This is a genomic window from Tissierella sp., from assembly GCF_032104385.1.
In the GTDB taxonomy this organism is placed as follows: Bacteria; Bacillota; Clostridia; order Tissierellales; family Tissierellaceae; genus Tissierella.
The window spans coordinates 79,392-91,782 of record NZ_DAMCHJ010000005.1 but is presented as its reverse complement, the minus strand read 5'-3'; the positions used below and the strand labels follow the sequence as shown (position 1 = coordinate 91,782).

Below are 12,391 nucleotides of genomic sequence, written 5' to 3'. Positions count from 1 at the left end.
TACCTCCTTTCTATCTTTTGATTACCGCTCCTACAGGACATACTGACATACAATTTCCACATTTAATACATTTACTAGTATCTATTACATGCCTTTCCTTTACTTTACCATCAATACAAGAAACTGGACAGTTCCTAGCACATTTAGTACAACCAATACATTTATCTGAAATATAATATTCTAAAAGTGCTTGACATGCACCAGCTGGACATTTCTTATCTCTTATATGAGCTTCATATTCATCTCTAAAGTATTTCAATGTAGTAATTACCGGGTTAGCAGCTGTTTGACCAAGTCCACATAATGATGCAGAGCTAATAGTTTCAGATAAACTTTCTAGTCTTTCTATATCCCCTTCTTCTCCCTTACCTTCAGTAATTCTCTCTAATATTTCAAGCATTCTCTTTGTTCCTTCTCTACATGGCACACATTTTCCACAAGATTCTTCAACAGTAAAGTCAAGGAAAAATCTGGCAATATCTACCATACAATTGCTTTCATCCATTACAACCATTCCACCTGAACCCATGATGGAACCTAATTTCCCCAGGGACTCAAAATCCACTGATGTATCTAGATATTCGGCAGGTATACAACCACCTGAAGGTCCTCCTGTTTGTACAGCCTTAAACTTCTTACCATTAGGTATTCCTCCACCTATATCATATACAATTTCCCTAAGGGTCATACCCATTGGTATTTCAACTAATCCCGTATTTTCAATCTTTCCACCTAATGCAAAAACCTTAGTTCCTGGAGATTTTTCAGTCCCAATACTTCTAAACCATTCTACTCCTTTTTGGAATATTATTGGTACATTTGCAAGAGTTTCAACATTGTTTATAATAGTTGGTTTTTGCCATAAACCCTTATGAGCCGTTCTATGGATTTTAGTTCTTGGCATACCTCTTCTTCCCTCTATGGACTCCATAAGAGCTGTACCTTCTCCACATACAAAAGCTCCTGCTCCAAGCCTAAGCTCAATATCAAAGTCAAAATCTGTACCTAATATCCCTTTACCTAATAGTCCATACTCCCTAGCTTGTTTTATAGCTACTTCTAATCTTTGAACTGCTATTGGATATTCTGCTCTAACATAGATAAATCCTTGATCCGATCCTACAGCATAACCTGCTATAGCCATAGCTTCTAAAACAGAATGAGGATCTCCTTCCAGTATTGATCTATCCATAAATGCACCTGGGTCTCCCTCATCAGCATTACAGATTATATATTTTTGATCTGCATCATATTTATATGCCTCTTCCCACTTTCTACCTGCTGGGAATCCTGCACCACCTCTACCACGAAGATTAGAATCCTTCATAGTTTTTATTACTTCTTCTTGTGTCATTTCAGTTATTACCTTTGCTAATGCAGAGTAGCCATCCATTGCTATGTATTCTTCTATATCTTCTGGAGCTATGACCCCACAATTTCTAAGGGCAATTCTTGTTTGTTTTTTATAGAAATTTACTTCACCAACTGGTTTGATTTTATCTTCTACTAAAGATTCTTTAAACAATCTTCTCTTTACTATATGACCCTTTATTATATGTTCCTCAACAATTTCTTCAACATCCTCTAATGTAACATGGCTGTAAAATACTCCCTCAGGATATACAACTATATTTGGCCCTGATTCACAAAGTCCAAAGCAGCCTGTAAGTACTACTTGGATTTCTTCACCTAATCCCTTTTCATTTATCTTCTCTTCTATTAAATTCTTTATCTTATCTCCACCACCTGAATGGCAGCCTGTTCCTCCGCAAACTAATATATGATGTTTTTTAAGTCCTGCTATTTCTTCAATAAACTCCTTGCCTAACTCTGATTGACGAAGTTTTATTCTATTTAAAGCTTCTTCTTTAATTTTTTTTAGTTCATTAATTGTGGTCATGTTTACACCTCCATATTATCTATACTTATCTAAAATACCTTTTACATCTTCAGGTTTTAATCTACCATATACATCATCATTTATTGATAAAACTGGTGCCAATCCACATGCTCCTATACATCTAGTTGCTGTTAGGGAGAATTTCATATCTGGTGTAGTTTGACCTGATTCAATACCCAATTCTTCCATAACTTTATTAAGTAACTCCTGGGAACCCTTTACATAACAAGCTGTTCCTAAACATACCCCTATTCTATATTCTCCTTTAGGAATTAATGAGAATTGAGAATAAAAAGTAACTACACCATATATTTCTGATAAAGGAATATCTAATCCCTTAGATATGATCTCTAGAACTTCTACAGGTAAGTAACCAAATAGCCCCTGAGCTTTTTGTAACACTGGCATTAAGGCTCCCTGCTTGTCTTCATTTTCTTTAATAAACACCTTAAATTCTTCAATTTTTTCCTTGTTTTTCTCCATATCAAATTTAAATTCCATAATAAACCTCCTTTTTAATCTTATTTTGAAAATAGACAGCAACCCTAACGTGCTGTCTATGATAAAGGTTTACACCTCTTAATAAAATCCATCTTCATTTCAATTATTCATTAATCTTATTTAAATTTTTTTGCTATAGATTTTTAACACCATCATTTTATAATATTAAGTATATTTTGTCAATATTATTGATTATGTAAACTTGTCTTTGGGTATATAAAAATGTTTATATTTATACTAAATCCTATAAATATTTTTTAAAAGTCATTAATTTCTACATTTATATAGTATAATTTATTATATGTGTTATATATGACTAAAAGGAGTGATTTTTTTGCTAAAAACCAATAAAGACAAATTAGTGATTCAATCAGTACAGGGTAAAATTCATAGTCCTATAATGGGACCAAGTCCCTATAGAATAAGTAGTGATGGCAAACCTATGATTTTACATGGAACAGGAGGCATTACTTACAATTTTCAAATTGGAGATTCTTGTATGAACCTTGTAGGTGACCATGTGGAACCAGGTGTAAGTATTAGAAATGAAGATGCAGCTGAAAATAGACCTCTAATGGTTCTATCCTGTGTAGGAAATGAAGCTAGAGTAACATCTGGAGATGCAAAAGGTGCAAAGGGATTTGTCACTGGTATGCATGGAGGAATTGAGCATGTCCTTATATACTTCCCACAGGAAGATTTAGAAAAAATGGCTATAAATGATACAATACTTATTAAAGCAAATGGTCAAGGTCTTAAAATGGAAGGTCATGATGATGTATTAGTAATGAATCTTGCCCCTGATTTATTTGAAAAAATGGGAATTAGAGAAAATGAAAACGGAGAGTTAGAAGTTCCTGTAGTAACTGAAATACCTGCACATCTAATGGGTTCTGGTATAGGTAGTTCCACTAGCCTTACTGGAGATTATGATATAACTACTGGAGATAAAGAAGCGGTAAAAAAATATGGAATAGATAAACTTAGATTTGGAGATATAGTGCTATTAAGGGATTGCGATAATACTTATGGACGCCAGTATTTAGAAGGTGCAGTAACTATTGGTGTAATAGTGCATTCAGATTGTATACTGGCAGGACATGGACCTGGAGTTACAGGTCTAATTAGCTGTAAAACATCCAAAATAAAGGGAATAAAAACAGAAGATGCTAATATAGCAAACTATCTCGGAGTAAAATAATATGAAATTCATTTCAAATTTTAACAATAGAGAGATGTTTTTCTTAGGATTTTTAGTTTTAATAAATCTTACTTCATTTATATTGTTCGGAATAGATAAAAGTAAAGCCGAAAAGAAAAAATGGAGGATAGCAGAAGCATATTTATTAGGAGTATCTTTCTTTGGTGGTTCCATAGGTGCTTTAATGGGCATGGTAATATTTAAGCATAAACTAAGTAAAAAGAAATTCTATATTGGTGTTCCTTGCTTTCTAATGTTGAATAAATTTATTGAATTAATTGTATTTAATAGTATAAGATAATAAATAATGACAGGGAAAATTCCCTGTCATTTTTATTATCTTCTAAAACCTCTGTTGTTACCTTTTTCTTGTTTTCTTTTTTTTCTACAGTCTGCACATCTTTGGGGCTCATTATCAAAGCCTTTTTCCTTGTAGAATTCTTGCTCTCTTTCTGTAAAAACAAAATCTGTACCACAGTCTTTACATTTTATTGTCTTATCTGCCATTTCAACATTCCTCCTTTACATTTATTATAAGATTTAAAATACAATCAAAAATATTGCATAAAAGAGGAAATGTTGTTTACTCAATTAGTAATCTTCTCAATTCTAAATCTTATTTGATATTAACAGTATAATTCTATTTTTAAAACTATGCAATAGAATTATTATTTATTATTTAAATATTCCAAATGGTTTACCTACAGGTAAAAAAGTTTTTCCAAAATGCTCATTTAATACTGACGCTCCTGAGCCATAGAATGATAGTAATGAAATAATAAGCTCTGAATACGCCGCTAATTTATGTGGAAATTCTCCCATGATACCAAAGGAATCAAGAGTTAATCCGAGAAATAATAGGTCTATGAAGAAGAAAATTAAAAATAATACCTTATGTGTTTCCATAGCACCTATAGTCATAAAAATTGTAAATATTAGATATCCTAAAAATGCAAATCCCAATTGCTTTGTATCTACATTTGATGCTAGAGCCTGTCCAAATACGCCCATATTTATCATCCAAGATGTGGCAACTCCCATCCAAAAGAATCCATAAGCTCCAAATGCAGTGGTACCAAAAGTGTTATTTCTCTTTGAATCATTGATAGAAGCAAATAGCTGAGCAAAGGCTCCCAAAAATATTGCCCATGGTATCACAAATGATAATCCTTGTGTAATACCTAGCTTTTGCGATGATGCCACCAAGGTTACCATTGCTAGTCCAAAAAGACCTATTGCCGATGGATCTGCATTAACAATTTTTACATTTTGCGTGTGATTTTTCTCCATAAAATCCTCCTTTAAATAATATAATCCTTTATATGATACCATGTTTTAGATTAATATCAAGTTATTTTTTTATCAAATTTAAAGGAGAACTAAATATTTTCTATCTGCCAGTCTATAGGCTCTTTTCCTATAGATTCTAAAAATTTATTTGTCTTGGAAAATGGCTTTGAACCAAAAAACCCTCTAGTAGCGGATAGTGGGCTTGGATGAACTGATGTTATTATATAATGTTGGGGACTAGTTATAAAAGCTTTCTTCTTAATTGCATTATTTCCCCAAAGAATAAATACTATAGGGTCATCCCTTCCATTTAATAATCTAATAATGTGATCTGTAAATATTTCCCAACCAATTTTGCTATGAGAGTTAGCCTCTCCAGCCCTTACAGTTAAAGAAGTATTTAATAGAAGCACTCCTTCTTTAGCCCATTTAGTTAAGGTACCATTATTTGGTATATAACAGCCTAAATCATCTTTTAGTTCTTTATAAATATTTACTAATGAAGGAGGTATCCTAACCCCTGGTTTTACTGAAAAGCTTAGTCCATATGCTTGATTAGGTCCATGATAAGGATCTTGCCCTAATATAACTACTTTAACATCTTTATAAGAAGTATAGTGTAGTGCATTAAATATATCATGCATATCAGGATATATTGTTCTGGTTCTATATTCTTTAACCAAGAACTCCCTAAGTTTCTGATAATATTCTTTCTCCATCTCTCCTTCTAATAATTCCTGCCAATCATTATTAAATATCTTTTTCATAGCAAATTTCTCTCCTTCTAATACAATATACCAGTTATATTATATCTTATTTTTTTACTATATTTATTCTACCCATTTTTAATAATAAAACTAAGCCAAAATAGGCTTAGCTTTATTATTAAAAATGTAATTGAATATCCTTAACCAATTCTTCCATGAAATCCTTAACTGGAATAATCTTATTTATATTATATGCATTGGCACCTGCAAATGCAAATCCTGAATTAAGATTTCCTTTTTGTGCATTGATTAGAGCATTTGCTATACAATATTGTACCTCTGTAGGTTTACATGGCTTTAAACAATTTGTAATGCATTTTATTGGTTTCCTTAGTCCTGCCTTAGCATCTTCTATAAATTTATTGTTTATAGCCCTACCGATTAGACCAACAGGACTATTGATTAGCACTATGTCTTCTTCATTTGCATTTATATAAGATTTTTTAAAGTTTTCAGATGCATCACATTCTTCCGTTGCTACAAATCTGCTTCCCATCTGCACCCCTGCTGCACCTAGTTTTAGTAATTCAGCAATATCTTTTCCATTCATTATTCCTCCTGCAGCTATAATAGGAATATCTTTTCCATATTTTTCTTCATATGGCTTAATAGCTCCCAATACTTCTAACAATAAAGTATTTAAATCCTTAGAGGAGTCTTTTAATTCTTCATTTGAAAACCCCAAATGTCCTCCTGCCTTTGGCCCCTCTAATACAATTGCATCTGGAATAATATCATATCGTTTATCCCAGGTTTTACATATAAGGGTAGCTGCTCTGTCAGATGAAACAATAGGTACAACCTTAGTATCTGTTCCCTTAGTGAAACTAGGTAAGGTAAGGGGAAGCCCTGCACCTGAAAAGATTATATCTATTTTTTCCCTGACTGCTTCTATAACTACTTCTTCAAAATTATTTAGAACTGCCATTATATTGATACCAACAATCCCCCCCTTGGCTATTTCCTTGGCCTTTCTAATATGGTGCCTTAAAGCTCTTGAGTTTGCTTCATTCTTATTTTGGTAATAATCTGGTTCATTAAACCCAATCTCAACACCAGATAATACACCTACTCCTCCATTTAAGGCTACATTACCTGCTAGATTTGATAAGGAAATACCAATTCCCATACCTCCTTGCACAATAGGCAACTTAGCAATTAGATTTCCTATTTTAAGTTTAGGTAGTTCCATTTTCCCCTCCTATATAAAAGTATTAAGCTAATTTAGCATAGCTTAATATTTAGTATATATTTTTTCATATAAAAAAGATAGGGGGATTTTTATATCTAATCCCTATTTTTTAATTATTTAATGAATAAAGAAAAATTTCTTTATTATCTACTATAAAATCTAAAATACATCTACTTAGAGAAGATACTTTCAAATTTTCTGTACTGTAGTTTACAATTTCGTCATCATCTCTTACAAATTCAACTGCTAAATTAAGCTCTTCTATAAGTGTTTTTATAAATGTACTCAATAAATTTAAATACTCAAATTCTTTATCAGAAATCATATTATCTTCAAGTATTGTAAATATATTTTCAGATATTGTTCTAAAAGAATATACACCTTCTGAATACATCATTTCCTTATTCTCATATGATAAAAAATTTAAGTTAGCATTAATATCTAGAAACAATGACGAAATGTAGGTTAATTTATTATAATAAGCTTTTATATCTTCTTTTTCTAAATCCTTTAAGGTATCAAATCCTCTTTCTATTATTCTAAAATCTCGATATATCCTTTTTATAATATGGTTCGTGTGCTTTTGTTTTTCATTATATAATTTAAAATTAAAATATAAGGAAGTTATAGATAGTATGACTAGAAAATAAACTAATTTATTTTTCATGTAATTCCTCCATTAATTTATAGAAACCTAATATTAGTATTAAAAAAATCTAACCTCTAATAAACATTATAATATAAATATCAGTATTTGTTTGTCGAATTCTAAATGTTATTTAATTTGCTTAAAAATATATAATTGCCAAAGAAACTATTTCCTTGGCAATTATATATTTTTCCCCTATATTATTTTTTTAATAATTTTGCTTTATTCTGAGCTTTTCCTTTCTTCCTAAGATTTAGCTCTTCCTTCCTAGCAGTAAATCTAGCTTCCTTTTGGAGCTTTATATAATTATTCCATCTATCATAGGAAAGTTCTCCATTTAACAATGCTTTTTTAATAGCACAACCTGGCTCTTTATTATGGCTGCAGTCTTTAAATCTGCATAATCTGCTCAACTCTTCAATCTCTGAAAATGTAGTATCTACCCCATCCTCAATATTCCACAATGCAAGCTCTCTCATACCAGGAGTATCTATTATCATAGTTCCACTGTTTAACACAATCAATTGTCTATGGGTTGTAGTGTGTCTTCCCTTACTATCGTCTTCTCTAATATCATTAACTTTCATAATATTCTCCCCAGATAAGGCATTGACTAAAGAAGATTTTCCTACTCCTGAAGAACCTAGAAAGACTATAGTCTCTCTTGGTTTAAGATATTTCTTTAATTCATCTATTCCTTCTCCTGTAATGGAACTAATAAAAAAAACCGGTACTCCCATAGCTACATTTTCTACTTGTAAATTATATTCTTCAATATTATCAGCTAGATCCGATTTGGTTAAAACAATTGCTGGACTGCCCCCACTTTCCCATGCAATTGAAAGATATCTCTCAATCCGTTTTATATTAAAGTCATGGTTTAAAGATGAAACTATAAATACATGGTCAAAATTAGATGCTATCATCTGCTCCTTTTCATAATGAGAATCATATCTTGAGAACTTACTCTTTCTATCTAATACATAATAGATTATATCCTCTCCATAAGGATTGTGCTTAACTAAAACAAAATCTCCTACAGCAGGATATATACTATAATTATCATTATAAAATACTGAACCTTTGAGTCTTGCTCTTTTCTCCATATTATCATAGATTATCGTATACATTTCCTTGTGAACTTCAATTACTCTTGCTGGCACAAGATTATCTTTATCTATATTAATTAATTCTATTTGATTTCTAAAGAAATCTGTAAAACCATAATTTTCAATACAATTATTCATTTAATACCTCCAATTTAATCAACTTTCTATTAATCTTTATACTTATAAATTTGGGATTTATATTCTTTTTCATAAAACATCACTCCTTCTAATTTTTTAAAAATGGGCATAAAAATACCGCAGACAAAACCATCCATGGATATCTACGGTAATATTATTTAATTATTATTGGATTTAAGTAGACGTGAAAGGTTGATTCTACGGCACAAGGTCTATTGCATGACAAAAAAACATACTGTTTACTATTAATTCCTTGACCCATATTTGATTTTATTGAGTAATCACCATTATCATTGTTATCATATTACATCAACTCCTTCACCAATATATCTTATATTATATATTTCCTCCAATATTGTTGTCAAGAAATATTCATTTTATTCTTAATATTTTAGAGCAGCTATAAAACTCCCAAAGACCAATTGACAAAAGAAGCTATATTAGATATGATTTTTGTATATATACCTAAATTTAACATATTTATCTGGCTATAAAATTACTTAATAATGTATTTAGAAAGGATAATTTAGATGAGAAAGATAATATTAAGTGCTGATAGTACCTGCGATTTGAATAATGAACTAATACAGCATTATGGTGTCAAACATTATCCTTATACTATCCTTTTAGATGGAAAAACCTATAAGGACAATATAGATATCACACCACCTGAAATTTTTGAAGTCTATTATAAAAAAAAGCTGCTTCCAAAAACATCTGCCATAAATACTATGGAATATTATAATTATTTCAAACCTTTGATAGATGATGGATATGAAATAATACATATCAATCTTGGCGGTGTTCTTACAAGCAGTTATAACAATTGTTGTATCGTAGCAAAGGAACTAGGTAATATCTATCCCATAGATTCACAAAATCTCTCTACTGGTTCTGCTCTTTTAGTATTGAAAGCCGCAGATATGATAAATCAAGGACTCACAGCAAAAGAAATTAGCAATACTTTAAATAGTTATAAAGAAAAAATACATATGAGCTTCATTCTGGATACCTTGGATTTTTTATATGCTGGCGGACGATGTTCAAAAATTTCATCTCTTGGCTCAAATCTATTGAAAATAAAACCTGTTATCAATGTAAATAACAAATCAGGTGCTATGAGTTTAGGAAATAAATACAGGGGAACAATTGAAAAAGTTATAGTAAAATATATCAAAGACAAACTATCAAGCCATGATAATATTAATAATGAACGTATCTTCCTCGTCCATTCTGGAATTGATGATAAGATTATTAGTCTTGCCAAAAATACAATTTTAGAACATACGAATTTTAAGGAAATCTATGTAACAATTGCAAGTTGTACTATATCCTGTCATTGTGGTCCAAATACTTTAGGTATAGCTTTTGAAACCAAATAACGAAGTAAACACCTTCAAAAAATAATCTGACCCAAAGAAGTTAGATACATTAAATTAAGTAACTCATAAGGATTAAGTTCTATATTGAATAGGACTTAGTCCTTTTAATTTACTTTTAATTCTATATTTAGTATACCATTCAATATAATCTTCCTAAAATAATTTATATTCTTGAACTCTTGTAAATATAATAACTCTGGTTTTAACAAACCAAAGAAATTTTTCATTATAGTCTTTACCATTTATTATAATTAACTTTCTTCAATTAAAAAATAGGACATCCAATATTTAATTTAAGTATTTATAAATAAATTATCTTGACTTTTTATGACTACAGTTGTAGACTATAAGCACAAACTACATTTGTAGTCATATTTTTATAGGAGGTGAAAAAATGGAAAAATCAGCTAAAATATCAAACTCAGAATGGGATGTCATGGAAATCCTTTGGGAGAAAAATCCACTTAGCTCTAAAGAAATAATTGAAAAGGCTGGACAAAAAAGAGATTGGAAACCAACTACTATTAAAACTCTTATTTCAAGGCTTGTAGATAAAAATATATTGAGTTATGAAAAAATAGGAAAATCTTATTATTATTATCCCCTTTTAAAAAAAGAGGAATGTATCAGTGTAACAAGTAATAAATTCATTAATAAATTCTACAAGGGCGAGTTAAAAGCTATGCTTGCTAGCTTCATTGAAAAATATGAACTTTCTAATGAGGACATTAACGAATTAAAAGAAATCTTAGATAAAAAGAAGAATTAAGGAGAGTCATTTATCATGCTTGTAAGACTTTTTTATACAATTTTAGAAGCTTCAATCAAGTCTAGTCTTTTAATTGGAGTTATTTTATTGGTGAAGAATATATTTAGAGAGAAAATAGGAGTTAAAGGTCAAAATATTCTTTGGTTTTTACTTATTATAAGGTTAACTTTATCCAATGTGAATCTAAGATGCTTTAATATATTTTCTAGAATCAACACTTATAATATTATATTAAAACCTAATTATGTAATAACAAAATCCCAGATATTTAAGTGGTTTAATGATGGATTAAATCATCAAAATATTAATTTACATAAATTTTCCTCTAATCTCTCACTTAAGTATTTTCTGCCAAGTATATGGATTTTAGGCATATTAATATTAGGACTGTATTTCATATTATCTAATATAAAATATGGACATTTAGTTAATATTAGCAAGACACCTGTAGAAGGACATATTAAACAAATATTATTTAAATGTGAAAAAAAACTTAGTATAAAAACATCTTTGCAGTCTTATAAATCACCTTTTGTCTATTCTCCTTGTTTGTATGGCTTTTTTAACCCCTGTATATTATTACCTGATGACATAGAAGAAAAAATTCATATTGATGATTTAAAGTATGTGATTGCACATGAACTAGCCCATTATAAAAGAAAGGATATATTGATTTATATGATTATATATATCCTACAGATAATCTATTGGTTTAATCCTATTGTTTGGTACGGTCTTTGCAAAATGAAAAATGATTGTGAAATTGCTTGCGATGCCTTAGCTCTTTCGTCTTTTGAAGAAGATGAAAAAGAAAATTATGGTTTATGTATAATACATCTATTGGAAAAGAATAGATCTAAACCATATAGGATCATTACTACAGAATTTATAAATAAGAAGAGGTATCTAAAAAGGAGGATTATAATGATAAAGAAATTTAAAGAAGGTTCATATAAATTATCACTTGTGACTATATTGCTGTTTATGTTAATGTCTGGCGTATTTTTAAGCAATGGAAATATAAAAGTATCTGCTGACGATTATTCAAGTAGTACCCCCGTTATAAATAAAGAAGATATCCAATTAATAGAAATGATTTGGCCTGTACCTAATTCTAAAAGGATTTCTGCACCTTTTGGTAAAAGAGTACATCCAGTTACAAAAATGGAAAGAAACCATACTGGTATTGATATTCCTGGAAAAGAAGGAGAAATTATTATTGCAGCAGCAGATGGTAAAGTAGTATTTTCAGAATTTGATGAGGGATATGGTAAAACAATAATTATTGACCATGGTAATGATTTAGCCACAGTATATGCTCACTGCTCTGAACTCCTTGTTAAAGAAAATGAAGAAATAACTTCTGGTACAGCTATTGGAAAAATAGGCATGACTGGAGCTAGTACTGGTCCACATTTACATTTTGAGGTAAGAAAAGATGGAGAAGCCGTTGAACCATTAGACTATTTTAAAAACAACTAATTATATAATAG

Annotated in this window: 13 protein-coding genes and 1 pseudogene; 5 read left to right on the top strand and 9 right to left on the bottom strand. The window is 30.2% G+C overall.

All coding sequences use genetic code 11. The annotated features are described in order from the left end of the window. Positions 1-10: 10 nt before the first annotated feature. Both RT714_RS07100 and RT714_RS07095 read right to left on the bottom strand, forming a co-directional pair. A complete protein-coding gene (locus tag RT714_RS07100) occupies positions 11-1,900 on the bottom strand; it encodes an NADH-quinone oxidoreductase subunit NuoF (RefSeq protein WP_313756880.1) in 1,890 nt (629 codons plus the stop codon). A gap of 15 nt (positions 1,901-1,915) precedes the next feature. Next, complete coding sequence (locus RT714_RS07095; RefSeq protein ID WP_313756879.1) at positions 1,916-2,401, bottom strand: NAD(P)H-dependent oxidoreductase subunit E; 486 nt, start codon at positions 2,399-2,401, stop codon at positions 1,916-1,918. Positions 2,402-2,735: 334 nt separating this feature from the next. Here RT714_RS07095 and RT714_RS07090 point away from each other — a divergent pair, with 334 nt between their 5' ends. Next, a complete protein-coding gene (locus RT714_RS07090) occupies positions 2,736-3,602 on the top strand; it encodes a DUF4438 domain-containing protein (RefSeq protein ID WP_313756878.1) in 867 nt (288 codons plus the stop codon). Position 3,603: 1 nt separating this feature from the next. Further along, the gene (locus tag RT714_RS07085) at positions 3,604-3,903 is read left to right on the top strand and encodes a DUF1294 domain-containing protein (RefSeq protein ID WP_313756877.1); all 300 of its coding nucleotides are present in this window, start codon (positions 3,604-3,606) and stop codon (positions 3,901-3,903) included. Positions 3,904-3,938: 35 nt separating this feature from the next. Here the strand turns inward: RT714_RS07085 and RT714_RS07080 are convergent, their stop codons facing one another. The 6 genes from RT714_RS07080 to rsgA form a co-directional block, all read right to left on the bottom strand. Further along, positions 3,939-4,109, bottom strand: a complete 171-nt coding sequence (locus RT714_RS07080; RefSeq protein WP_072973197.1) for a zinc-ribbon domain-containing protein — start codon at positions 4,107-4,109, stop codon at positions 3,939-3,941. Positions 4,110-4,277: 168 nt separating this feature from the next. Then, positions 4,278-4,892, bottom strand: a complete 615-nt coding sequence (locus RT714_RS07075; RefSeq protein ID WP_313756876.1) for an acetate uptake transporter — start codon at positions 4,890-4,892, stop codon at positions 4,278-4,280. Between the two features lie 89 nt (positions 4,893-4,981). Further along, entirely contained in the window at positions 4,982-5,659 is a 678-nt protein-coding gene (locus RT714_RS07070; protein ID WP_313756875.1) for a uracil-DNA glycosylase, read from the bottom strand. A 118-nt stretch (positions 5,660-5,777) separates the two neighbouring features. Beyond that, on the bottom strand, positions 5,778-6,851 hold the full coding sequence (locus tag RT714_RS07065; RefSeq protein ID WP_313756874.1) for a nitronate monooxygenase family protein: 1,074 nt from the start codon (positions 6,849-6,851) through the stop codon (positions 5,778-5,780). A gap of 109 nt (positions 6,852-6,960) precedes the next feature. Next, positions 6,961-7,518 (bottom strand): hypothetical protein, encoded by a 558-nt coding sequence (locus RT714_RS07060; RefSeq protein ID WP_313756873.1) that lies wholly within the window; start codon positions 7,516-7,518, stop codon positions 6,961-6,963. A gap of 182 nt (positions 7,519-7,700) precedes the next feature. Further along, positions 7,701-8,747, bottom strand: a complete 1,047-nt coding sequence (gene rsgA / locus RT714_RS07055; protein WP_313756872.1) for a ribosome small subunit-dependent GTPase A — start codon at positions 8,745-8,747, stop codon at positions 7,701-7,703. A 530-nt stretch (positions 8,748-9,277) separates the two neighbouring features. Between rsgA and RT714_RS07050 the strand changes: the two genes are divergently transcribed. Then, positions 9,278-10,129, top strand: a complete 852-nt coding sequence (locus tag RT714_RS07050) for a DegV family protein (protein WP_313756871.1) — start codon at positions 9,278-9,280, stop codon at positions 10,127-10,129. 72 nt (positions 10,130-10,201) lie between these two features. On the opposite strand, the pseudogene RT714_RS07045 reads toward RT714_RS07050, so the two are convergent. Continuing rightward, positions 10,202-10,359: pseudogene (locus RT714_RS07045) on the bottom strand (IS3 family transposase); the annotation flags it as partial. Between the two features lie 164 nt (positions 10,360-10,523). Between RT714_RS07045 and RT714_RS07040 the strand changes: the two are divergent. Then, on the top strand, positions 10,524-10,898 hold the full coding sequence (locus tag RT714_RS07040) for a BlaI/MecI/CopY family transcriptional regulator (protein WP_313756870.1): 375 nt from the start codon (positions 10,524-10,526) through the stop codon (positions 10,896-10,898). A gap of 15 nt (positions 10,899-10,913) precedes the next feature. Continuing rightward, positions 10,914-12,380, top strand: coding sequence for a M23/M56 family metallopeptidase (locus RT714_RS07035; protein ID WP_313756869.1), 1,467 nt, complete (start codon positions 10,914-10,916; stop codon positions 12,378-12,380). Positions 12,381-12,391: the final 11 nt, after the last annotated feature.